This is a genomic window from Caballeronia sp. TF1N1 (genome assembly GCF_022878925.1).
GTDB lineage: Bacteria > Pseudomonadota > Gammaproteobacteria > Burkholderiales > Burkholderiaceae > Caballeronia.
On record NZ_CP084627.1, the window covers coordinates 1 to 22,305 of the forward strand.

The following is a 22,305-nucleotide window of genomic DNA, read 5'->3' on the forward strand; positions in this document are numbered from 1 at the left end:
ATGGCAACCAAACGCGCAAAGAAAACCGATGTTGTCAGCCCGAGCTCGGCTGAGTTGCGCAAGGCGGTCGAAGCCATCGCGATTCAACCGAAGAGCGGCAAGATCACGCTGCTTACTCGCAAGCTCTTCAACGTTCTGCTCGCTGTGGCGCAGCAGGCGGACGAATCTGGCGACACCTACCGCGCGTTGCTGTCCGACATTGTCGCGAATTCCGCATTCGATTCAAACGATACAGCGCTGGTCAAGGAGCATCTGCGTCGCATGGTGTCGGTGCAGGTCGAGTGGAGCACGGGCACGTCGAGCCAGAAGCCCGGCCGCAAGTGGGGCATCTCGACGCTCATCGCCGACGCGGAAATTCTCGAGGACCCGACGACGCGCCGCGTATGGGTCGAATTTTCCTTCGCTCCAAAAATCAAAAAGAAGCTGCTCGATCCGGTGCAGTATGCGCGTCTGAGCCTGCAGTTCCAAAGCCAGTTGCGCAGCAGCGCGGGTCTTGCGCTTTATGAAATATGCGTGCGTTATCTGACCAACCCCAGCCATCTGACGATGCGCGAAACGTGGGAGTGGTGGCGGCCGATTCTATCCGGCACGCCAGATACCGAGGCTGGAGACGAGGCCAAGCGAGAGTACAAGTATTTCAAGCGCGACTATCTTCGTCCCGCGATCGCGGAGGTCAACGCCGTCACTAACATTTTCGTCGAACTGGTGGAACATCGAGAGGGGCGTCGCGTCGCCGAGATTCAATTCCGCGTTACGGAGCGCAAGCAGCCGATGCTGGCGCTCGACGAACATCCGAACGTCTTCGACAGCACGCTGGTCGACAGGATGGTAAAGATCGGCATTCCGTTGAAAGAGGCGCAGACGCTGTACGCCGACAGCGAGGAAAATCGCATCCGGGCGGCGTTGCAGATGACCGAGCAACGGTTGCGCAGCACGACGCTTCCGCCTATCAGAAGCGCGGCAGCGCTGTTCAAGGACGCGCTCAAGAAGGGCTATGCGCCGCCGCTCGAAGCGCTACCGCCGGCAACGGCCAACGGCGCGCCGCGGTCGACAGCGGGATCGGCATCCGGCGCCGATGATCTCAAGGCACGCCTGCTTGGCGAGTTTTCGGCATATAGAAGGAAGGAAGCGCGTGCGCTCTACGACGAGCAAGGTGAGCGGGAACGGGAGCTGGCGCGGCAAAGTTTTGAAGACGACGTGTTGCCGGAACTCGGCACGCATATGCGCGACGATTGGCGTAAGCGCGGCCTCGATTCGAAGCTGGCGGAAACGTCATTTTTCGACTGGCTGGCTAGGAAGACGTGGGGCGAGCCGACCGATGGGGATTTGCTCGCCTTCACACTTAGCCAGACACGCGCTAACTGAACGCGTCTGGCAGAGGGCGGACGCTGTTATTTCTTCTCTTCGTTGAACTGAAGCATGGTTTCGATCTGACGCAGCAGTTCATCTCGTCGATCCCGTGACAAGCCGCGCAACCGCAACTCAAGGCGATCCTCGCCATATGACTTGAGATCGCCGACCGCGACGCCGTCCAGTTTAATCTCCATTCGTTGGGCATAGCGTTGACGGCCGGGCGGCTTGGGCACTTCTTGTCCGCTTGCGCGTCCCTTCACGATATCCGCGACTTGTCGCGTACTCAGATCATCCGACGTGATCTTGTTGATGAGGCGCAGCGTGGCATCGCTGCCACGCGCCGAGTGGTAGCGCGTGATTTGATAGGCCATGTTCGACCCGAATCGATCAGGCCGAGCGACCATTTCCTGCATGACGTTCTCAGGAAGCTTCGCAACCGATAGCGCGACTGCGATAGTGGATTCGTCTAGCCCAAGATGGTCGGCCAACTCTCGTTGGCTCTGGAAGTGTTGCTCGTCCAGGAAGCGTCGCCAGACGACGGCATTATCGAAGACGGTTTGCGAATCCCGCTGAACGTTTAGATCGTAGCCAAGCTTGTAGCTTTGAATTCCAATAGGCAGATCGACGACAATCGCTTTGACGGTTTCCTTGTTGGCTTCCTTGAGCGCACGGACGCGACGGCCACCGTCGCTTACGAAGAAGGTCCCAGCGTTATCGTAGTCGGGGATGACGTGGATGGCCTGCTGCTGTCCCTGCCTTGCAAGGTTGACGGCTAGTTCGGCGATCGATGCCTTGAGGTAGAAATGGCGCGGATTAAACGGGCTCGCTTTGATCGCCTTTAGCGGCAACTCGATGACCTGCCCAGCCGTGTAGCGGTTCGCCCGTCGCCAGGCGCGAAACTGCTCGGATTCGGTGCTGACGTCTGCGTCGGCCTGCTCGTCGGATACGAAAGTGCTTGCGCGTCCATTCGCGGCCTGTCCGACGCTTTGTATATCGACGATTCCATCGATGGCGTTCAGGCGATCCAGAGCGGTTCGCTTCTCGCTGCTTGTCGTATCGGGGCGGGCCTTGAAGCCTTTTGCCAGTTGGGACGGTTTCATTCAGGGTCCTTTATGCGCATAAAGTCAGGAGAGCATGCCGAGGATTTCATCGGCGCACGCGCGAATCTCGGCAGCAGCGAGACGCGAGCCGCGGTCGGACATTTGCAAAACGGTTTGTCCTAGCGCCATGGCCTGCTTGTAGCACTCTCGGGTTGGGATCTGCGTTTTTAGCAGCGGAAAGCCCAGTTCTTCGAGAGCGACCTTCAGCTCGCGCGTGAGCATTCGCTTCTCTTCCGTCTTGTTCAGCAGAAACACCGCGCGCAGATCTTCGTTCATCACCTGCGCTTGCTGAACCAGTTTGACGAGGCCGACGCTCGACCAATAATCGGCTGGCGATGATGAAGTCGGAATCACTGCCACGCTCGCGGCTAGCAGAACGACGCCTGACACCTTCTCTGTAATTGACGGCGGGCAATCCACCACGATGATGTCGTAGTCATTCACGAACTTCCTGATTTCACGATGGATTTGTCCGCCCGCTTCCGAAAGATTCACGATAGGAAAGGGGATGCCGCTCGCTTCGTCTGACGCTGCGCTCGACCAGTGGATTAACGTGTTTTGACCGTCTGCATCGACGACGAGCACGCGCTTCTTCTTTTCGTGAAAAGCTGCGCCGAGGTGCATTGCAATCGTGCTCTTGCCAACGCCGCCCTTCTGCTGCGTGATCGCTATGATTTCCGCCGCCACTTTAATGCTCCAGTTTTTGCAGGCGGTTGAATTTTACATTGAGGTTTAGTAATTTCAACTTTAATTCGACATTAAATGTGTCGTTAGCCATTTGGCATAGGGGTGAGCTTTAGCTGATTTTGTGAAAGCGCGGACAAGGGCCTGATGGATGCAGCTTCAAATCGCACATCATGCTCGACAGCAAGAAGCTAAGGCGTGAGACCAATATCTCCCCGTCACGGCTTTAGGCGTCTTGGAGATTGTTAAGCGGTGCCGCGCTGCCAGACCAGCTTTATGCGCATAAAGTCACGGCAACCTCGAAGCCCCGAAGCCCCGAAGCCCCGAAGCCCCGAAGCCCCGAAGCCCCGAAGCCCCGAAGCCCCAAAGCCCAAAGCCCAAAGCCCAAAGCCCAAAGCCCAAAGCCCAAAGCCCAAAGCCCAAAGCCCAAAGCCCAAAGCCCAAAGCCCGAAACCCGAAACCCGAAACCCGAAGCCCGAAGCCCGAAGCCCGAAGCCCGAAGCCCGAAGCCCGAAGCCCACAGCCCGAAGCCCGAAGCCCGAAGCCCGAAGCCCGAAGCCCGAAGCCCGAAGCCCGAAGCCCGAAGCCCGAAGCCCGAAGCCCACAGCCCGAAGCCCACAGCCCACAGCCCACAGCCCACAGCCCACAGCCCACAGCCCACAGCCCACAGCCCGTAACGACACCGCACGCCCCACCCCCAAAATCGCCTATCCTAACCCTGCCTCAACCGCCAATCGCCGACCGAGTCCGGAGCTCCGTAATGACCGTTCGCAACCTGGACATCCTGTTCGCGCCGAAGTCAATTGCTGTGATCGGCGCATCGACGCGGCCGGGCAGCATCGGCGAAATGGTATGGGCCCGCGCCAACAGCGCTGGATTCAAAGGCCCAATCTGGCCAGTAAATCCAAAGCACCAAACCATAGGCGAACAGCCGAGCTTCGCCGACATAGCTCACCTCCCCGAAGCGCCGAGCGTTGCGGTGCTATGCACGCCTCCTAAAACCTGGCCTCAACTAGTTGAACAACTCGGAGACTGTGGAACCAAAGCTGTCGTCGTTATTGGAGAGGCAGCGAGACGACACTCCGCGAGAGCCGAATTCATCTCCAATGCAGAGTCCCACGAATGGACTGCCCGTACCCTTGCCGCCGCGCGTCCCTTCCTGCTGCGCGTGGTAGGACCGGCAAGTCTCGGCGTAGTGTCTCCCGCCGTCGGCGCATGCCTCGGGGCGCCAGCGTGCAGTGTCAAATCGGGCGGCGTCGCTTGGGTATCAGGCTCGAATGCGCTAACCAATGGCGTGCTCGGCTGGGCCCGCGCGCGGGGCCTCGGCTTCTCACGCATCGTCGCGTTGGGCGATGAAGCTGACGTCGATTCCGGCGATATCCTCGACTTCCTCGCCACCGACGTATCGACCAAAGCGATTCTTCTTGCGATCGAAACCGTCCGGGCCGCACGCAAATTTATCTCCGCCGCGCGCGCCGCCGCGAGAAATAAGCCGGTACTCGTTCTACGAACCGGACACGACGATCCATTCGATCGCCTATACGGTGCAGCCTTCCGCCGTGCCGGACTTGTACGCGTGGATTCGCTCGACGATCTGCTCGACGAAATCGAAACCCTGGGCGTAGGAAGCGTCGCAGCCGGCGACGTGGCAACCGTCATTACCAGCGATCGCGGCGTCGCCACTTTGGCACGAGATGCGTTCGGCAAAGCCGGCGATGATCTGGCGCAATGGCCACTCTCCGCACGCGACGCCGTCTCGCTCGCGTTACCCCGAGCCGAATCCGGTAATCCCCTTTTGCTCGGCGACGATGCGTCGCCCGCCGATTTCGGCATCGCGGTGGAAACGCTGGCTCCGCATCGCGACACCGGCACTATTTTCGTCGTACACGCGCCGACGCACAGCGCGCCCGTCGCGGACGTCGCTCGCACATTGATCGCCGCGCGCCGTCATGCTCATCGCGGATTGCTCGCGTGTTTCTTCGGTTGCGTGGATGCCGCCACCCGCGACGCACTCCACGCAAATGGCATCCCGGTTCACACCACCCCGCAGCGGCTCGCGCGTGGCTTTGCACGCCTCGTCGATTTTCGTCAGGGACGCGAATTGTTGATGCAAACACCCGACGGACTTCCAACGGAAATTCCAGAAGAAATCGATATCGCGCAAAACGAAATTCGAATCTCGTTGGAAAACGGCATCGCGGAATTGAATGGTGAACGTGCGGCGCGCATCCTCGCCCGCTTCGGGATCACGGTGAAGCCGGGACCGCCCGATTCCTTTTCCGCCGATGCAGTCGAGATACAGACGCGCCTGCTCAACCATCGCGTCTTTGGACCGGTGTTCGAATTCAAGGCCGAAGGCGCGCTCGGACTTGCCGATGCGCTTCATGAATTTGCGTTGCCTCCGCTCAACCCTGTCCTTGCGCGCGATCTCGTCATGCGTTCGCCTCGCTCGCGCGAGTTGCCCACCGACATGCTGTTGAACGCGCTGACCGCGCTGTCGCAAATGGTTTGTTATATAGAGGAGATCGTCGCACTGCGCCTGACGCTGCGTGTCACGCGCGATTCGGTTGCGGTGCACGAGCCGCAACTGACCTTAGGCGCGCATCGCAAGCAGCTAGCAATCGTGCCGTATCCGCGATGCATGGATGAGACGCTCGACTGGCGCGGCATGCGTATCACCGTGCGGCCCATTCGTCCCGAGGATGAAGATGCGCATCGCGCGTTCGTATCGGCGAACACGGCCGAAGATTTGCGCTTGCGATTTTTCGGCGCCGTGCGCAGTTTCGATCATTCGCAACTCGCGCGGATGACCCAGATCGACTACGACCGCGAAATGGCGTTGATCGTGACGCGGAGCATTGCGGAGGGCGCCACGGAAACGCTGGGCGTCGCACGCGCCATCTCCGATCCGGACAACGAGACTGCCGAGTTTGCCGTCGCTGCGCGCTCGGACATGAAAGGGAAGGGCTTGGGCTCGCTGCTGCTCACGCGAATCATCGACTATGCGCGAGCGCGCGGGACACGCTGGCTGGTGGGCGAGGCTTTGCGCGAGAACACGGGGATGATCGCGCTCGCGCGCAAAGCCGGTTTCGAATTGATCAGAACCGAAGATCCGAGCGTCGTTGGTTTCCGGATGCGGCTCGGTGAAAAATCGACCGAGCCGGCCGTTCGCGATTAGCCGGCCAGTCGCCCGGACGCCTCGTCGATCTGCGCTCTCGTTATCGCCAACTCTTCGAGCAAAGCATCGGGATACGAACTTCCCGTTTCCTTTTCGAGTCTCGCGATCGTCAGCGCCGAGCGCGCCGAGTCTTTCGGCGTCGCGATGAACGACTTCACGGAATGTCCCGCCGAGAATGCTTCGAAGAGCGGTACACGAATCTCTTCCGGCAGCGCACGCGAAGTCCATTGATAAGGCTTGCCGTTATGCGTCAGTTGCGGCGGCAGTGTGCGTTCCTTCTTCGCGGCCGGAATAAGGCCGAAATTGCGCGCCGCTTCGGCGATCTGCTCGGCGGAAAAAAGCTCGTCCGGCGAGATGTCGAACTGTGCGATATGCGCTTCGAGCGCTTGCATTGCAGCGGCGCGATCGTCGCGCTTCTTCTGTGCGCGAGCGACGATATCGCGCAATTCGTCGGCCTCGTCAGGCGTGATCGTAAAGCTCGCCTGTTTCTGTTGAAGTTCGGAAAAACGCTGGAATTCTGAATCGGAAAGGAGTTTTGCCATGAACCGTGAAGATAGAGCGCGGCGTGCGCGTGAACCGGCTGCCGCTTTTTAGGAGGGCCGCCATTCTAACGCGTGTATCAGCCGTGATTCAGTCTCGCGTCATCGAAAGCTCGCTCGCGGCGCCTCGCAAAAGCGCCGTCACTTCTTCGATGGAAGGCGCGACGTATTCGTCGATACGCCGCATGAAAGGGCAGGTCAGCGCCGCGATGGCTTGGCCCGACGGCCCGAGCAACGGAAAAGTCACATCTGTCACGCCGAAGGTCTGCTGGCTGTCCTTTTGTGAATAGCCGAGCTCGCCGATCTTTTCGTAGTCGGCATCGAGTACTGCGCGATCGAGCGCCAGTTCGCCTTTCACCTTTGTATGTTCCGCCAGCATGTGCTCGCGCTGCTCCTCGGTTTGAAACGCGAGCACCACGCGACCGGAGCCGGTGTCGATAAGTCCGACGCGTGACCCCAGCCGGACCGAAATCCCCCACGTGCCGGGACCGTCCACTTGCGCGATCACCAGCAGGTTGCCGCGATCGTAGACGACCAGGTGAACCGACTGCTCGGCGGTATCGGCGAAACGTTGCATCACGGGCAGAGCCTCGGCAATCAGCCGGTTCATCGGTGGATGCCGGTGCGCAAGCGCGTACAACTTCAGGCTCAGCGAATAACGGTCGCCCTCGGGCGAGCGCACGACGTATTGTCGCGCGACCAGCCGTTCCAGCATCCGATACATCTCGCTTGCATTGCGCCCGAGCATCTTCGTGATCTCGGCGCGCGTCAGTCCCGATTTCTGTTCCGAGAGTAACTCGAGAATGTCCAGTCCCTTGTCGAGCGCGGGCGCGCGATAGCGATCCGCGTCGCCATCGGTGTCGGTTACTTCAACGTCCATGTTGGGTATGCGTCGATTCATGAATTGGCGCCGAGTTTAAGCCTTTCGTCAGCAATAGCGTTGCCCGCGCTAGGGAAAGCACCAACTGACTTCTGATTGTCCGTATATGAATAATACGTTCACTGATGAATATGCGTATCGACAGTTTCCCGTAGTCACCCACACGGCCGTAGTCGCAAAAAACACAAGATCAGGAGACAAGCATGACGTCCTCAACTTCCTTTCGCCGCCTGGCCGTAAAAGCCGGCGTGGCGCTCGCCGTACTTTCGACCACCGGTGCAGTTGGCCTCGCGCAAGCCGCCGATGCCGGCAAGGTCGGCCTCGGTCTCCCGCTTCTGACTTCGCCGTTCTGGCAGTCGTACAACAACTATCTGCCGAAGTACGCGAAGGACATGGGCATAGACATCCTTGCGCCCGTCAACTCGAACGGCGATCCCGCGCAGCAGATCACCGACATGAACAACCTGCTGAACCTGGGCGCGAAGGGCATCGTGGTCGGCCCGCTGGATTCGGCCGCGATCAGCCGCGCGCTCGACGCCTCGGCGGCGAAGAACGTGCCGGTCGTCGCCGTCGATGTCGCGCCGACGCAAGGCAAGGTCGCGATGGTCGTACGCGCCGACAACCGCGCGTATGGTTCGAAGTCGTGCGAGTACATTGGCGAGCACGTGAAGTCGGGCAAGGTCGTGCAGATCATGGGCGATCTGGCATCGGTCAATGGCCGCGATCGTTCGGAAGCGTTTCGCGAGTGCCTGAAGAAATTCCCGTCGCTGAGCCTGCTCGAGATTCCCGCCGCATGGAAGGGCGAGGCCGCCGCGACCGCGCTCGACAGCCTGCTCACCGCGAACCCCGACGTGAAGGCGATCTATATGCAGGCGGGCGGCGTCTATCTGTCGCCGACGTTGCAGACCTTGCGCCGCAAGCAGTTGCTGGTGAAGGCGGGCGATCCGAAACACATTGTGATCGTGAGCAATGACGGCATTCCGCAGGAATACGACGCGATCCGCCGTGGCGATATCGACGCGACCATCTCGCAGCCCGCCGATCTCTACGCAAAGTACGGCCTCTTCTATATCAAGGCGGCTCTGGCGGGACAGACATTCAAACCGGGCCCGACGGATCACGGCAGCACGATCGTGCAGCGCGGTCCAGGCATTCTCGAAGATCAATTGCCCGCGCCGCTCGTGACGAAAGCCAATGTCGATGACAAAACACTTTGGGGCAACACCGTCAAATGAGCGCGCCCGTCGTTGAGACAGTTGGCCTGACGAAGCGCTATGGCTCGACGCCCGCACTCGCAGATGTAAGCATGCGCGTGCTGCCCGGCGAGTCGCATGCGCTCGTTGGACGCAACGGCGCGGGCAAATCGACGCTCGTGTCGATGATCACCGGCCTGAAGAAGCCGGACGCTGGCGAGATCCGCTTCAACGACGAAACCGCGCCGCCGCTCGCCGACCGCGATGCATGGCGCGAGCGCGTCGCCTGCGTCTATCAGCATTCGACGATCATCCGCGAGTTGTCGGTGGCCGAAAATCTGTACATCAATCGGCAGCATCAGAAGGGCGGCGTGATCGACTGGCGCGCCATGCGCCGTGATGCCCGCGCGCTGCTCGACCACTGGAAGATCGACGTGCGCGAAGACGCACGCGCGGGCGATCTGACAGTGGAAGCGCGGCAGTTGGTGGAGATTGCGCGGGCGCTGTCGTACGGTGCGCGCTTCATCATTCTCGATGAACCGACTGCACAGTTGGACGGCGAGGAGATCAAGCGTCTCTTCAAGCGTATTGAAGAGTTACAGCGCGAAGGCGTCACTTTCCTGTTCATTTCGCATCACTTGCAAGAGGTGTACGAAATCTGTCAGGCAGTGACAGTTCTGCGCGACGCTCGGCATATCGTCAGCGCGCCGGTTTCGGCATTGCCGCGCGACCGGCTCATCGAAGCGATGACGGGCGAGCAGGGAGGCCTTGCCGTCGCGGATGCCGCCGCGCGCGCGCCCCTGCCCGCTGGTGCGCCGCAAGCGCTGCGTGTCGAAGCGTTATGCGGCGACGACTACGAGAACGTCACGTTGAGCGTTCGCAAGGGCGAAGTGATCGGCTTGACCGGCGCGACGACGAGCGGCCGGACGAGCGTCGCCGAAGCCATCGCCGGATTGAAGGCGCAACGCGCGGGCACGATCAGCGTCGATGGCCGCGCGCTGCCGCCGGGCGACGTGCCGGCCGCGCTGGCGCATGGTGTCGGCTGCGTGCCGAAAGACCGGCATCGCGAAGGCTTGGTGCTGTCGCAATCCGTCGCGGAAAACGCGTCCATGACGATCGCGCGATTGCTCGGCCGCTTCGGTATTGCGACGCCCGCGAAAAAGAACGCCTTCGGACGCCGCATGATTGCCGCGCTCGGCATCAAGACGCAGGGCCCGGAACATATCGTGTCGGGCTTGTCGGGCGGCAATCAGCAAAAAGTGGTGATGGCGCGCGCGCTCGCCACTGATCCGGACGTGCTCGTTCTGATCGATCCCACCGCTGGCGTTGATGTGAAGTCGAAGGAAGCGCTGCTCGGCGTCGTCGAACGCGTGCGCGAGGAAGGAAAGGCGGTGCTCGTCGTATCGGGCGAGCTGGACGACTTGCGCACGTGCGACCGCGTCCTGGTGATGTTTCGCGGCGCCATCGTCGCCGAATTCCCTGCCGGATGGCAGGACCATGAACTCATCGCATCCGTCGAAGGGGTGAATCTCCATGAAGCATGACGTACCCAACCCGGCGATGAACGGCGCGAGCATGGCCGTGGCGCGCCCGCGCATCGAACTGGCGCGTTTTCGCGACCTCGCATTGCTGCCCGCGCTGGCGCTCTTGCTTGCCATCGGCGCGTTCGTCAGCCCGAGCTTTCTCACGCAGGCGAATCTCATCAGCATCCTTGGGGCATCGGCGGCGCTTGCGCTTGTCGTGCTGGCCGAATCGCTGATCGTTCTGACAGGCAAATTCGATTTATCGCTCGAATCGACGGTCGGCATTGCGCCGGCTGTCGGCGCGATGCTCGTGATGCCGGCGGCGTCGGCGGGCTTCGGCTTCGAGTGGCCGGCGGCGGCGGGACTTGCGGCGATCGTCGTGGTCGGCGCGCTGATCGGCTTCTTCAACGGCTTTCTGGTCGTGCGACTGCGGCTGAACGCGTTCATCGTCACGCTCGCAATGCTGATCGTGCTGCGCGGCATGCTCGTCGGCGCGACCAAGGGCGGCACGTTATTCGACATGCCGCCTTCGTTCTTCACGCTGGCCACGACACTCGTGCTCGGTCTGCCGATCTCGGTATGGCTCGCGGCGGCCGCGTTCGCCGTTGCCGCGTTCATGCTGCGTTACCACCGCCTCGGCCGCGCGCTTTACGCGATCGGCGGCAATCCCGAAGCGGCACGCGCGGCAGGCATTCGCGTGGAGCGCATCACGTGGGGCGTGTTCGTGCTCGGCAGCGTACTGGCGTCGATTGGCGGCTTGATCGTCACAGGCTACGTCGGCGCGATCAACGCGAACCAGGGCAATGGAATGATCTTCACGGTGTTCGCGGCGGCAGTGATCGGCGGCATTTCGTTGGATGGCGGCAAGGGCACGATGCTCGGCGCGTTATCGGGCGTGTTGCTGCTGGGCGTCGTGCAGAACTTGCTGACCTTGGCGCAGGTGCCATCGTTCTGGATTCAGGCGATTTACGGCGCGATCATCCTGGGTTCGCTGATGGTGGCGAGACTGGCGGGTGGAGATGCGCAGAACTGAAGCGGGAGCGCAGCCGCACGCGTGTCGCGAGATCGGCTGACGCGTCCAGCGCCCGGACGACGAACGTCAGCAGGCGGCTGCTGAAGATGCCGCGAGCATACGGCTCAATGTCCACGACGACACGAATTTCAGAAGGAACGAGATGCCCGACACAGAGACAAAAACCACCGACCCCCGCCTGATCCTCTTGAGCAAAGAAGACAACTGTCTGATAGCAGCAGCCCGCCTAATCGCAGGCGAAACGCTTCAGATAGAAGGCGAGCCAGTCAAGCTGGAAACGACGATAGAACTGGCTCACAAAATAGCCCGCCGCGCGTTGAAGAAGGACGACAAAGTCCTGCGCTACGGCGCGATCATCGGCCACGTGAGCACAGACGTTCCCCGCGGCGCGCATCTCCACACCCACAATCTGGAGAGCGACTACATCCCCACCTACACGCACGACGCCGGCCATGCCTACGTGCAGCATTGAGAGCCATGAACACATCAACATTGCAGGGCTTCCCGAGAGCCGATGGCCGCAAGGGCATCCGCAACATCGTCGCGGTGGCGTACATGGTCGAGTGCGCGCATCACGTTGCCCGCGAGATCGTCACGCACTTCCGCCCATCGTTCGACGCATTCGACGCCGCGCAAAACGAAGCGCCGCCCGTGCACCTGATCGGCTTCCCCGGCTGCTATCCGAATAGCTACGCCGAGAAGATGCTGGAGCGCATCTGCACGCATCCGAACGTGGGCGCGGTGCTGTTCGTCTCGCTTGGCTGCGAAAGCATGAACAAGCACTATCTCGCCGATGTCGTGCGCGCGAGCGGCCGCCCCGCTGCCGTCGTGACGATCCAGGAAAACGGCGGCACGCGCAGCACGATTCAGCACGGTCTCGACTGGGTACGCGAAGCGCGCGCGACGCTCGCCGCGCAAGAGAAAGTGCCGATGGCGCTCGATGAACTCGTCATCGGCACGATCTGCGGCGGCTCGGACGGCACGAGCGGCATCACGGCGAACCCAGCCGTGGGCCGCGCCTTCGACACCTTCATCGACGAAGGCGCGGCGTGCATCTTCGAGGAAACCGGCGAACTCGTCGGCTGCGAATTTCATATGAAGACGCGCGCGGCGCGTCCCGAACTCGGCGATGAAATCGTCGCGTGCGTGGAAAAAGCCGCGCGCTATTACACGACGATGGGCCACGGTTCCTTCGCGGTGGGCAACGCGGACGGCGGGCTCACGACGCAGGAAGAGAAGTCGCTCGGCGCGTATGCGAAGAGCGGCGCGTCGCCTATCGTCGGCATCATCAAGCCGGGCGATGTCCCGCCGACCGGCGGCCTTTATCTGCTCGATGTCGTGCCCGACGGCGAGCCGCGCTTCGGCTTTCCGAACATCAGCGACAACGCGGAAATCGGCGAACTTATCGCGTGCGGCTCACACGTAATCCTCTTTACGACGGGGCGCGGCTCGGTGGTCGGCTCGGCGATATCGCCCGTCATCAAGGTCTGCGCGAATCCGGCGACGTATCGCAACCTGTCCGGCGACATGGACGTGGATGCCGGCCGCATCCTGGAAGGCCGCGCGACGCTCGACGAAGTAGGACGCGAAGTGTTCGATGTCACCGTGGCGGTGGCGGCGGGCGCTGCGTCGAAATCGGAGTCGCTGGGGCATCAGGAATTCATCCTGACTTACAAAACCTTCGAGCCCGTCGGCCCCGCGTGTTTGCCTGGCGGCGCGCAACGCGTTAGTGTTGCGTCTCGCGGCACCGCAGAAGTCGTTTCGAACTGAATAATCGACTGAGGGTTGCACAATGAACGGAGACACGCAGGATGCCGTCACGCGCCGACGCAAGATCGGGCGGACGGATCTGGAGGTGACGGCACTTTCGCTCGGCACGGCGCCGCTCGGCGGGCTATATCACGAACTGACGGAAGACGAGGCGCGCGCTACAGTCGATGCCGCGTGGCAAGCGGGCATCCGTTTCTTCGATACCGCACCGCATTACGGACACACGAAGGCAGAACACCGTCTCGGCGATGCCCTGCGACGCCACGCGCGAAGTGACTACGTGCTCTCGACCAAAGTGGGCCGCCGCTTCGTGCCGCGCACCGCGCCCGACGACGGCAGCGAAGGCTGGGCCGCACCGCTACCGTTCCAGGCCATCTACGACTACACCTACGACGGCATCCTGCGCTCGTTCGAAGACAGCCAGCAGCGGCTCGGCATGATCGACATCGATATCGTGCTGATACACGACATCGGCCGTGTCACGCACGGCGAAAAAAACGCGCATTACTGGCGTCAGCTCACCAATGAAGGCGGCTTTCGTGCGCTCGATGAACTCAAGCAGTCGCGCGGCGTGAAAGCAGTCGGCCTCGGCGTGAACGAAGGCGCGGCGGTGCGCGAGGCAATGGCCGAATACGACATCGACTGCGCGTTGCTCGCTGGCCGCTACACGCTGCTCGAACAGAACACGCTCGACGATCTCTTGCCCGAGTGCGAACAGCGCGGTGTGAGCATCCTGCTTGGCGGCGCGTTCAATTCGGGCATTCTCGCGCGCGGTCTCGATGCCGACGCGCAAGGCGATCTCAAATTCAACTACGGCGATGCGCCCAAAGAGATCGTCGATCGTGTGGCGAGGCTGGAACGCATCTGTCGCGAGTATGGCGTCGCGCTGTCGACGGCCGCCCTGCAGTTTCCTTATGCGCATAAAGTCGTCGCCACGGTGTTGATGGGCGCGCGCAAGCCCGAGGAAGTCCGTGAGAATGCGGCGTCATTCGCTACACCGGTTCCTTCGGCGTTGTGGGACGCTTTGCGTGCGGCTGGCTTGCTGCATGAGAAGGCGCCAACACCGCAATGAACATCGACGCTCACCAACATTATTGGGACCCGGCGCGTGGCGATTACGGTTGGCTCACGCCCGATCTCAAGCCGCTCTATCGCGTCTTCGGTTCCGATGATCTGGCGCCGCTCCGCAAGATCACGAATGTCAAGCAAACGGTCGTCGTGCAAGCGGCGGCGACCGTCGATGAAACGCGTCATCTGCTCGATCTAGCGCGCGATGACGAATCCATTGCGGGCGTCGTCGGCTGGGTTCCGCTCGATTCCGTCGACGCGGTAGAAATCATCGATGAATTTGCGCGCGACAAAAAATTCAAAGCCGTGCGGCCGATGCTGCAAGACCTGCCCGACGATACGTGGATAGACCACGCGCCGCGCCCGGAAGCCATCCAGCGTCTGATCGAGCTCGATCTTGCTTTCGACGCGCTCATCTTCGCGCGCCACGTGCCATCGCTCGTCGAGTTCGCCGGGCGTTATCCGGCGTTGCGTATCGTCGTGGATCACGGTGCGAAGCCGCCCATCCGCGATGGCGAAGCGGGCTGGCAACCGTGGGCCGATGGCATCGCGCAACTCGCTGCCTTGCCGCAGCGCCTCCATTGCAAGCTCTCGGGGCTCGCGACAGAAGCGTCGCCTAGCTGGACCGCCGACACGCTCGCGCCTTACGTCGCGCATCTCATCGAACAATTCGGACACGAGCGCCTCATGTGGGGCAGCGATTGGCCGGTACTGAACTTAAACGGTTGCTACACTGATTGGCACGCCGCCGCGAGGCGCTTGGTCTCGCATCTCGAAAAAGCCGAGGAAGACGCGATTTTCGGCGGAAACGCCCGTGCGTTCTATCGCCTCTGAAGCCGCTGATATACCCGGCATGTCTTAAAATCAACTTCCACTGGAGCAGTAGATGGTACAAAGACTGGCAGGCAAGACGGCGCTGATCACCGCAGCGGGACAAGGGATCGGGCTCGCGACGGCCGAGCTTTTCGCGGCGGAAGGCGCGCGCGTGATCGCAACCGACATTCGTATCGAAGGGCTCGAAGGCAAGCCGGTCGAAGCCCACAAGCTCGACGTGCTCGACCCCCAAGCCATCGAGGCGCTCGCGAAGGAAGTCGGCGCCATCGACGTGCTCTTCAACTGCGCGGGCTATGTGCATCCCGGTTCGATTCTCGAAGCGAGCGAAGCGGACTGGGATCTCGCCTTCAATCTGAACGCGAAGGCCATGTATCGGACGATCCGCGCGTTCCTGCCGAAGATGCTGGAAAAGGGCGGCGGCTCGATCGTCAATATGTCGTCGGCGGCGTCGAGCGTGAAGGGCGTGCCGAATCGCTTCGTGTATGGTGCGTCGAAGGCGGCGGTCATCGGGCTCACGAAATCCGTCGCGGCGGATTTCGTCACGCGCGGCATCCGCTGCAACGCGATTTGTCCGGGCACGGTGGAGTCGCCGTCGCTGAAGGACCGCATCGCCGAGCAAGCCAAGGCGCAGGGCGCGACGATCGACCAGATTCAGGCGGCTTTCGTTTCGCGTCAACCAATGGGCCGCGTCGGCCGCACGGAAGAAATCGCGGCGCTCGCGCTGTATCTCGCCTCGGACGAGTCGTCGTTCACGACGGGTCAGGCTCACGTCATCGATGGCGGCTGGTCCAACTAGGACGGCCGCTGCGTTTTCAACCTTTGCATTTCGAAACACGAGGATCTATTCAGATGAAGCTGCTTCGTTACGGCCCCAAGGGTCAGGAAAAACCGGGTTTGCTGGATGCCGAAGGCAAGATTCGCGATCTGTCGAAGGTCGTGGACGACATCTCCGGCGCTACGCTGACCGATGCGGGCCTGGCCAAGCTGCGCGCGACCGACCCCGCGTCGCTGCCGGTGGTGGATGGCAATCCGCGTATCGGGCCGTGTGTCGGACGTGTGGGCAAGTTCGTGTGTATTGGCCTCAACTACGCGGATCACGCCGCCGAATCGAATCTGCCCGTGCCGACCGAGCCGGTCATTTTCGGCAAGTGGACGAGCGCCATTTGCGGCCCGAACGACGACGTGGAAATTCCGCGCAATTCGAAGAAAACCGACTGGGAAGTCGAACTCGGCGTGGTGATCGGCAAGGAAGCCAAGTATGTCGATGAAGCCAACGCGCTCGACTACGTGGCCGGTTACTGCGTGATCAACGACGTCTCCGAGCGCGAATGGCAGCTCGAACACGGCACGCAATGGGACAAGGGCAAGGGCTTCGACACGTTCGGCCCGCTCGGCCCGTGGCTCGTGACGAAGGACGAAGTCGCCGATCCGCAGAAGCTCGATCTCTGGCTCGAAGTGGACGGTCACCGTTACCAGAACGGCAACACGAAGACCATGGTCTTCACCGTCGCGCAACTGGTCGCGTATCTGTCGAAGACGATGAGCCTGCAGCCCGGCGATGTCATCTCGACCGGCACGCCGCCGGGCGTCGGCATGGGCGTGAAGCCCAGCGCGGTGTACCTGAAGTCCGGGCAGACCATTCGCCTTGGTATCGAAGGTCTCGGCGAGCAGCAGCAGAAGACGGTCGACGCGTAATTGCTTCGCGCCGTGAAAGCAAAAAACCTCGCTGCGGCGAGGTTTTTCGTCTTCAGGACGGAAGGTTGAGGTTCAGGCGTTATAGAGCGCTTCGGCCGCGCTTTCGCTGATGCGCGTGATCGTGCCTTGCGCCACCGCGACGAGCGTTTCGGCATTGCCGTCGGTGACGAAGACATCGCACTGGCAGGTTGCCTGCGTCATGCCGGCATGCACCACGCGCGCCCGCGCCATCAGCGTGCCGGAAACCGCCGGGCGCAGATAGTTGATCTTGTATTCGCCGGTGACGACCTTCGGACCGAGCCTCAGCGCGCCCGCGAACGTCAGCGCGTTGTCCACGAGATAACTCACCACCCCGCCGTGCACGAAACCGTGTTGTTGCCTCAGCTCATCGCGGATCGGCAGACACAGCGTGAGACTCGCTGCATCGACCTGCATCAGTTTCGTTCCGAGCAAGGCGCTAAACGGTTGCGCATTCAGCGCACCGCGCGCGATATCGACTAATTCGGCCATTCGGACACTCCTTGGGGTGGGTTCGGCGCCGTCCTGCAAAGACAATAGGTAGGGTTTCTTCGCACTGCAAGGACGTTCGACAAAAATCGTGCGAACGCAGCATGCGCGCGCCCGCCGTTTCGGCAAGCGCGCCGGTCATCCCGCTCGCGCAAAGCGGCATCGACGCAAAACAATTCAAGCTGGCGCGCTTCATTGCCGTAAACCCGGACTTCCGCCGTAGTCATACGGCTCATTCGTTAGTTCGGGTTCTTGAGAAATGTTTGCAAAGATCAAGGTTTCATCCGGTTTGCTCGCCGTGCTGGTGGTGTTTTGCCTATTCCAACTGGTCACCGAAGGGCTTGGCTTCTGGTCGCTTTCGCGCACGCATGACGATGTGGGCAACCTGTCCGATATCGCGCTCAAGCAAGTCAACGCGGTCAACAAGACCACGCAGCATCTGATGGATGCGCGCATCAACCTGTCTCGCGCCGGCACGCGCATGGTGCGCGGCGGTACGGAGCCGGTCGAGATCGTGCAGCACGCGCGCGAGCAGATCGCGCAGGCGGACAAGTCGTTCGCGGCCTTCCTCGACGCGCCGAAGACCGGCGATGAGAACAAGGCGCGCATGGCTGCGCTTCAGGCCAAATACGCGGAGTATTCGAAGGCGCTCGGCGAGCTCGTCCAGTATCTGGATGCAGGCAACATTCAGGCGTTCCTCGATCAGCCGACACAGGGCTTTCAGGATCGCTATCTCGCCGAACAGCAGAACTTCGTCAACTTCGGCAATGCGGCGAGCAGTGCGTATCTCGAATCGATCGATACGCGCTACGCCTGGTTCCGCGCGGTCGGCATCGCCATTTTCGTGGCGCTGGTCGCGGGTGTCGCGGCGGTGCATTTTGCGCTGCGCCGTGGCGTGATCGCGCCGCTGGAAGAAGCGGGACGCCATTTCGAGCGCATTGCGCAAGGCCGCCTCGACGAACGTATCGCGGATCGCGGCAGCAATGAAATCGGCAGGCTCTTCGCGGGACTCGCGACGATGCAGGCAAGCGTCGCCACGACGGTAAAGACCGTGCGCGAGACGTCCGATTCGATCAACTTGGGCGCCGATGAAATCGCGAGCGGCAACGCCGATCTGTCCGCGCGCACGGAGAATCAGGCGGCATCGCTCGAGGAAACGGCGTCGAGCATGGAAGAATTGACGGCGACGGTGCGTCAGAACGCCGAGCACGCGCGCGAGGCCAACACGCTGGCGGGCGTGGCGCTCGAAGCGACTTCACGCGGTTCCGGCGTGGTGGATGACGTCGTGGAGAAGATGCGCGGCATCGCGAAGAGCTCGGACAAGATCGCGGAAATCATCTCGGTCATCGACGGCATCGCGTTTCAGACCAACATCCTCGCGCTGAACGCGGCCGTCGAAGCGGCGCGCGCCGGTGAGCAAGGGCGCGGGTTTGCAGTCGTCGCGGGCGAAGTGCGCGGCCTCGCGCAACGCTCGGCGCAATCGGCGAAGGAAATCAAGGAACTGATCGGCGAATCGGTCGCGCAGGTCAGCGACGGCTCGACGCTGGTCGAACGCGCGGGCACGGCGATGCGCGAGGTATCGACCTCGATTTCACGCGTCACGCAGATGATGGCGGAGATCAGCGCGTCGTCGCTGGAGCAGAGCGTGGGAATCGAGCAGGTGAACCAGGCCGTGACGCAAATGGACGAGATGACTCAGCAGAACGCCGCGCTCGTGGAGCAGGCCGCGGCTGCCGCGCAGTCGCTCCATGAACAGACGCGGCAGTTGAAGGATGCGGTTTCGGTGTTTCAGGTGGCTTGACGAGTGGATGACTTCGGCGTCTGTCGGGCGCCTGAATTTTCACGGCCCTGACGCTTTCGCTCGTCGAATGCGCAGGGCGGCTATCGATTGCAGCCGTAAGCAATGCCGTGATGCGATGGCGATCCAACCGCTCAATCCGGCAACGCCGCGTATGCCGTCGCCAAATGATACGGCGTGGTCGAAGGCATCTCCGACCTTGTGATCGCGCCGTCAGCAGAGCGGCACTCGATCCACCCGCGCGCATGTAGGAACCGTGCGCCGAAGCGTTCGATCTGTTCGCCGACGGCTTCGCCGCGCGTTGCCAGCGCGCGTAGATATTCGGTTTGCGCCCAGATGCGCTGCGTGCCATCGATCACGCGTCCCGCTTCGTCCAGCGCGGCGCTCACGCCGCCAGTCGACTTGTCGACGCCATGTTTCCGCGCGAAGTCGAACGCCTGTTCGAGCCGCGCGTTCAGTCCCGCCGCCTCGAATGCGGGATGGCCGCTGCCGATTGCCAGGAAATACCACTCGAATTGATGTCCCGGCTCTAGGCGATTGCCCGGCGCGCCAATCGGCAATTCGGCGATACTGCCGGTCGCCTCGTGCACGAACGTGCGCGCGACCCATTGCGCCAGCACGGCGAGCCGCTCGTCGAAAGCGATGTTGCCCGTGGCATCGCGCGCGGCGAGCCACGCTTCGCTCAAATGCATGAGCGGATTTTGCAGCGGACCTTCGAGCATCGCGCCGAAGTCTTCGCTGTACGCGGCGTTTAGCAAGCCGCCATCGCTACCCGCGAACTTCGTTTCGATAAGCCGCGCGGTTTCATCGAGCAAGGCGAATGCGTCCGCCGATCCGCTCTTTTGCGCGAAATGCGCGCACGCATAAACCACGAACGCGTGCGTATAAAGGTCCTTCTGGCGCTCGTGGGGCGCGCCGTTTGCATCGACGCTATAGAACCATCCGCCGTTTTGCTTGTCCTGAAAATAGTGTCGCAACGAATCGAACAGCACCGACGCGTGCGCGAGATCGCCCGCATCCGTGAAAGCGAACAACTGACGGGCGCATGCCATCGCGCGATAACGCTTGGGTGGCAACGGCGCGTGATCGTCGGGCGTAACGGCTTCGAATGGCAGGTGAAGCGCTGTGTTGAAGCCGGGACCGCGCCAAATGGGCAGCACGATGCTCGTGTAGTGTTCGCGCAATGAAGTGCCGTTTGAGTGCTGTTGCTGCATAAGACAAGTTCCAGCCTGATGGTTCGGAAGAGATGAGCCCTTTGAAAACGGCTCGGCACAGCCGGATAAGCATAGCAAAAGCGCTCCGGCAGGAGACCGGCCACGACGACAGGAGGTCAAAGATGTTGGGCAACGTAGAACTCGTTTCACGACTCATCATGGCCGCGGCGCTCGGCAGCGTGATCGGTTTTGAGCGCGAACGGCTTTCATGGGCGGCGGGCTTGCGCACGCACATGCTGGTGTGCGTTGGCTCCGCGCTCATCATGATCGTGTCTGCCTACGGTTTCGAAGAGGCGCTCAAGGCGGACCACGTCGTGCTCGATCCATCGCGGATCGCGGCGCAGGTCGTGTCCGGCATCGGCTTTCTCGGCGCGGGATCCATTCTGCTGCGCGGCGAGATCGTGCGCGGGCTGACCACCGCCGCGAGCTTGTGGTCGGTCGCGGCGATCGGGCTGGCGGTAGGCGGCGGGCTGTACACGGCATCGATCGCGGCGACGGCCATCATCCTCGTCATTCTGGCGGGACTCAAACCGCTGGAGCGGCGCTTCATCAGCGTCAAGCAGCAGCGGCAATTGACGATGCTGGTCGATCGCGGCTCGCTGTCCTTTCACGGCCTGCACGAAGCGCTCGGGCCAGGCAGCGTGCGCGTGAAGCAGTTCGTCGTGCAGCAAAGCGACGAATCGCCGGAACTCGATGAAGTGCAGGTCGTGCTTTCGCGGCTTTCGACGCAGGAATATCGGTCGATTTGCGAGCGGCTCAAGCATCTGAGCGTGGTGCGGGAATTCCACGAAGAGGATGGAAGCTGACGGCATCGCCCGCGCGACGCAAGAGATGCACGAACACGATGTGGGATAAGCCGCCGCGCCGTGCGACAATGCCGCCTCTCGAAAATCATTGCCGAACCGCATGTGCGCGTTTCGCGCCGGTTGTCCCGGTCACCGCCTTTCGACCTATGCCAGATCCTGCTGTTAAGCGTCACCGCAATACCTTCGATACATCCGCCGACGCCGTCGCTCCTCTCACGCGACCGCGCCGTGGCCGCACCGCCGAGGCGTCATCGGCCGACAGCGCCGACACCGAAAAGAAACTCGCGCGCGCCGTGCGTTCGGCGCAGCGTCTTGCCCAGTTGAGCGCGACGCAGCGCTGCGCGGGCGAGACGCTCGATCTCTTCGCCGAAGACGCCGAGCGCGCCAACCTTCAGGCGCTGAACACCGACATTCGCCAGGGCACGTTCGAAGGCTTCGAACTGCCGGACGTGTTTTTGGCGGCGGTGCAATCGAATGGCGCATCGGCCGTGAACAAGCGGACGGCGCCGCGTTCGGAAGCCGCGCCGCATCCGGCATCGGTTCAGGACGAGTTGCTCGTGGCGGCCGAAGGCGATGAAATCGACGCTGCGCCGCCAACTCATGCGCCAGGCGAACTTGTTGCATCGATCGACTCCCATTCCGCGGATATCGTCGCAGGCTCATTGAGCGCCGCGCTCGTTGATGCACGCATTGCGCACGAGGACGCGTCCTTCGACCCGGTGCTGGATCGCGCACGCGTGACGGCGTTCACCGACACCATCGACGCGTTACGCGCCGTGATCTCCGAGCAGCGCGGATCGACTGCCGCGCACGCCCGCCGCATGAAGACGCTGCTGACGATCATCGTGTGCGTCACGCTGCTGACGGTGGCGACCGGCGTCGTGCAAACGGTCGTGCTGATGCGCATGGGTCGCGACACCACGTTGCAGCAGGAGCGCATGGAGCAACTCATGCTCAATCAGCAGGCGACACTTGCTTCTCTCTTCGATGCGGATTCCGAAACCGCCGCCAGTAACGGCGCTGCGAATCGAGAGACGGCGCGTGCGCTCCATTCGCAACATCACACGCGCTGATTCCCGCCAAAAACTGTTACTTTGACGCGACATTCCGTCTCAAGACGGACTGTCGCG

At 62.0% G+C, this 22,305-nt stretch carries 20 protein-coding genes; 14 read left to right on the top strand and 6 right to left on the bottom strand.

The features are described from left to right. Positions 1–1,365 (top strand): replication initiation protein, encoded by a 1,365-nt coding sequence (locus LDZ28_RS14090; protein WP_244828994.1) that lies wholly within the window; start codon positions 1–3, stop codon positions 1,363–1,365. A gap of 26 nt (positions 1,366–1,391) precedes the next feature. On the opposite strand, the gene LDZ28_RS14095 is transcribed toward LDZ28_RS14090, so the two are convergent. Continuing rightward, positions 1,392–2,453 carry a ParB/RepB/Spo0J family partition protein gene (locus tag LDZ28_RS14095; RefSeq protein WP_244828995.1) on the bottom strand — a complete coding sequence of 354 codons (1,062 nt, stop codon included), beginning with the start codon at positions 2,451–2,453 and terminating at the stop codon, positions 1,392–1,394. Positions 2,454–2,477: 24 nt separating this feature from the next. Next, on the bottom strand, positions 2,478–3,140 hold the full coding sequence (gene parA / locus LDZ28_RS14100; protein ID WP_244828996.1) for a ParA family partition ATPase: 663 nt from the start codon (positions 3,138–3,140) through the stop codon (positions 2,478–2,480). A gap of 757 nt (positions 3,141–3,897) precedes the next feature. Here parA and LDZ28_RS14105 point away from each other — a divergent pair. Then, entirely contained in the window at positions 3,898–6,315 is a 2,418-nt protein-coding gene (locus LDZ28_RS14105; protein WP_244828997.1) for a bifunctional acetate--CoA ligase family protein/GNAT family N-acetyltransferase, read from the top strand. On the opposite strand, the gene LDZ28_RS14110 is transcribed toward LDZ28_RS14105, so the two are convergent. Then, complete coding sequence (locus tag LDZ28_RS14110) at positions 6,312–6,857, bottom strand: hypothetical protein (RefSeq protein ID WP_244828998.1); 546 nt, start codon at positions 6,855–6,857, stop codon at positions 6,312–6,314. The two genes, LDZ28_RS14105 and LDZ28_RS14110, sit on opposite strands and share 4 nt — an antisense overlap. An 88-nt stretch (positions 6,858–6,945) precedes the next feature. After that, positions 6,946–7,734, bottom strand: coding sequence for an IclR family transcriptional regulator (locus tag LDZ28_RS14115; RefSeq protein ID WP_244828999.1), 789 nt, complete (start codon positions 7,732–7,734; stop codon positions 6,946–6,948). Positions 7,735–7,937: 203 nt separating this feature from the next. Between LDZ28_RS14115 and LDZ28_RS14120 the strand changes: the two genes are divergently transcribed. The 9 genes from LDZ28_RS14120 (at position 7,938) to LDZ28_RS14160 (ending at position 16,850) form a co-directional block, all read left to right on the top strand. After that, entirely contained in the window at positions 7,938–8,969 is a 1,032-nt protein-coding gene (locus LDZ28_RS14120) for a sugar ABC transporter substrate-binding protein (protein WP_244829000.1), read from the top strand. Then, entirely contained in the window at positions 8,966–10,471 is a 1,506-nt protein-coding gene (locus tag LDZ28_RS14125; RefSeq protein WP_244829001.1) for a sugar ABC transporter ATP-binding protein, read from the top strand. The genes LDZ28_RS14120 and LDZ28_RS14125 overlap by 4 nt, the downstream gene beginning before the upstream one ends. Continuing rightward, positions 10,461–11,483, top strand: a complete 1,023-nt coding sequence (locus LDZ28_RS14130; RefSeq protein WP_244829002.1) for an ABC transporter permease — start codon at positions 10,461–10,463, stop codon at positions 11,481–11,483. Before LDZ28_RS14125 ends, LDZ28_RS14130 begins: the two co-directional genes overlap by 11 nt. Positions 11,484–11,625: 142 nt before the next feature. Beyond that, the gene (locus tag LDZ28_RS14135) at positions 11,626–11,955 is read left to right on the top strand and encodes a UxaA family hydrolase (RefSeq protein WP_244829003.1); all 330 of its coding nucleotides are present in this window, start codon (positions 11,626–11,628) and stop codon (positions 11,953–11,955) included. Between the two features lie 5 nt (positions 11,956–11,960). Beyond that, positions 11,961–13,253, top strand: a complete 1,293-nt coding sequence (locus tag LDZ28_RS14140; RefSeq protein WP_244829004.1) for a UxaA family hydrolase — start codon at positions 11,961–11,963, stop codon at positions 13,251–13,253. A 22-nt stretch (positions 13,254–13,275) separates the two neighbouring features. Further along, positions 13,276–14,325: an aldo/keto reductase gene (locus LDZ28_RS14145; RefSeq protein WP_244829005.1), complete on the top strand. Its 1,050-nt coding sequence runs from the start codon at positions 13,276–13,278 to the stop codon at positions 14,323–14,325. Continuing rightward, positions 14,322–15,155 carry an amidohydrolase gene (locus LDZ28_RS14150; RefSeq protein ID WP_244829006.1) on the top strand — a complete coding sequence of 278 codons (834 nt, stop codon included), beginning with the start codon at positions 14,322–14,324 and terminating at the stop codon, positions 15,153–15,155. The genes LDZ28_RS14145 and LDZ28_RS14150 overlap by 4 nt, the downstream gene beginning before the upstream one ends. Before the next feature lie 52 nt (positions 15,156–15,207). Next, entirely contained in the window at positions 15,208–15,951 is a 744-nt protein-coding gene (locus LDZ28_RS14155; RefSeq protein ID WP_244829007.1) for an SDR family oxidoreductase, read from the top strand. A 53-nt stretch (positions 15,952–16,004) separates the two neighbouring features. Beyond that, positions 16,005–16,850, top strand: a complete 846-nt coding sequence (locus LDZ28_RS14160) for an ureidoglycolate lyase (protein WP_244829008.1) — start codon at positions 16,005–16,007, stop codon at positions 16,848–16,850. Between the two features lie 72 nt (positions 16,851–16,922). Here the strand turns inward: LDZ28_RS14160 and LDZ28_RS14165 are convergent, their stop codons facing one another. Beyond that, entirely contained in the window at positions 16,923–17,360 is a 438-nt protein-coding gene (locus LDZ28_RS14165; protein WP_244829009.1) for a PaaI family thioesterase, read from the bottom strand. A gap of 256 nt (positions 17,361–17,616) precedes the next feature. Here LDZ28_RS14165 and LDZ28_RS14170 point away from each other — a divergent pair, with 256 nt between their 5' ends. After that, positions 17,617–19,158, top strand: a complete 1,542-nt coding sequence (locus LDZ28_RS14170; protein WP_244829010.1) for a methyl-accepting chemotaxis protein — start codon at positions 17,617–17,619, stop codon at positions 19,156–19,158. Between the two features lie 131 nt (positions 19,159–19,289). Here the strand turns inward: LDZ28_RS14170 and LDZ28_RS14175 are convergent, their stop codons facing one another. Next, the gene (locus LDZ28_RS14175; protein WP_244829011.1) at positions 19,290–20,369 is read right to left on the bottom strand and encodes an AGE family epimerase/isomerase; all 1,080 of its coding nucleotides are present in this window, start codon (positions 20,367–20,369) and stop codon (positions 19,290–19,292) included. Positions 20,370–20,491: 122 nt separating this feature from the next. Here LDZ28_RS14175 and LDZ28_RS14180 point away from each other — a divergent pair, with 122 nt between their 5' ends. Next, positions 20,492–21,175, top strand: a complete 684-nt coding sequence (locus tag LDZ28_RS14180; protein ID WP_244829012.1) for an MgtC/SapB family protein — start codon at positions 20,492–20,494, stop codon at positions 21,173–21,175. 146 nt (positions 21,176–21,321) lie between these two features. Beyond that, complete coding sequence (locus tag LDZ28_RS14185) at positions 21,322–22,248, top strand: hypothetical protein (RefSeq protein WP_244829013.1); 927 nt, start codon at positions 21,322–21,324, stop codon at positions 22,246–22,248. The last annotated feature ends 57 nt before the right edge of the window (positions 22,249–22,305 follow it).

Excerpts from the sequence above, each read along its gene's own strand:
- LDZ28_RS14090 (WP_244828994.1), top strand. The coding sequence starts at position 1 with ATGGCAACCAAACGCGCAAAGAAAACCGATGTTGTCAGCCCGAGCTCG.
- LDZ28_RS14095 (WP_244828995.1), bottom strand. The coding sequence starts at position 2,453 with ATGAAACCGTCCCAACTGGCAAAAGGCTTCAAGGCCCGCCCCGATACG.
- LDZ28_RS14105 (WP_244828997.1), top strand. The coding sequence starts at position 3,898 with ATGACCGTTCGCAACCTGGACATCCTGTTCGCGCCGAAGTCAATTGCT.
- LDZ28_RS14110 (WP_244828998.1), bottom strand. The coding sequence starts at position 6,857 with ATGGCAAAACTCCTTTCCGATTCAGAATTCCAGCGTTTTTCCGAACTT.
- LDZ28_RS14115 (WP_244828999.1), bottom strand. The coding sequence starts at position 7,734 with ATGGACGTTGAAGTAACCGACACCGATGGCGACGCGGATCGCTATCGC.
- LDZ28_RS14120 (WP_244829000.1), top strand. The coding sequence starts at position 7,938 with ATGACGTCCTCAACTTCCTTTCGCCGCCTGGCCGTAAAAGCCGGCGTG.
- LDZ28_RS14125 (WP_244829001.1), top strand. The coding sequence starts at position 8,966 with ATGAGCGCGCCCGTCGTTGAGACAGTTGGCCTGACGAAGCGCTATGGC.
- LDZ28_RS14130 (WP_244829002.1), top strand. The coding sequence starts at position 10,461 with ATGAAGCATGACGTACCCAACCCGGCGATGAACGGCGCGAGCATGGCC.
- LDZ28_RS14135 (WP_244829003.1), top strand. The coding sequence starts at position 11,626 with ATGCCCGACACAGAGACAAAAACCACCGACCCCCGCCTGATCCTCTTG.
- LDZ28_RS14140 (WP_244829004.1), top strand. The coding sequence starts at position 11,961 with ATGAACACATCAACATTGCAGGGCTTCCCGAGAGCCGATGGCCGCAAG.
- LDZ28_RS14145 (WP_244829005.1), top strand. The coding sequence starts at position 13,276 with ATGAACGGAGACACGCAGGATGCCGTCACGCGCCGACGCAAGATCGGG.
- LDZ28_RS14150 (WP_244829006.1), top strand. The coding sequence starts at position 14,322 with ATGAACATCGACGCTCACCAACATTATTGGGACCCGGCGCGTGGCGAT.
- LDZ28_RS14155 (WP_244829007.1), top strand. The coding sequence starts at position 15,208 with ATGGTACAAAGACTGGCAGGCAAGACGGCGCTGATCACCGCAGCGGGA.
- LDZ28_RS14160 (WP_244829008.1), top strand. The coding sequence starts at position 16,005 with ATGAAGCTGCTTCGTTACGGCCCCAAGGGTCAGGAAAAACCGGGTTTG.
- LDZ28_RS14165 (WP_244829009.1), bottom strand. The coding sequence starts at position 17,360 with ATGGCCGAATTAGTCGATATCGCGCGCGGTGCGCTGAATGCGCAACCG.
- LDZ28_RS14170 (WP_244829010.1), top strand. The coding sequence starts at position 17,617 with ATGTTTGCAAAGATCAAGGTTTCATCCGGTTTGCTCGCCGTGCTGGTG.
- LDZ28_RS14175 (WP_244829011.1), bottom strand. The coding sequence starts at position 20,369 with ATGCAGCAACAGCACTCAAACGGCACTTCATTGCGCGAACACTACACG.
- LDZ28_RS14180 (WP_244829012.1), top strand. The coding sequence starts at position 20,492 with ATGTTGGGCAACGTAGAACTCGTTTCACGACTCATCATGGCCGCGGCG.
- LDZ28_RS14185 (WP_244829013.1), top strand. The coding sequence starts at position 21,322 with ATGCCAGATCCTGCTGTTAAGCGTCACCGCAATACCTTCGATACATCC.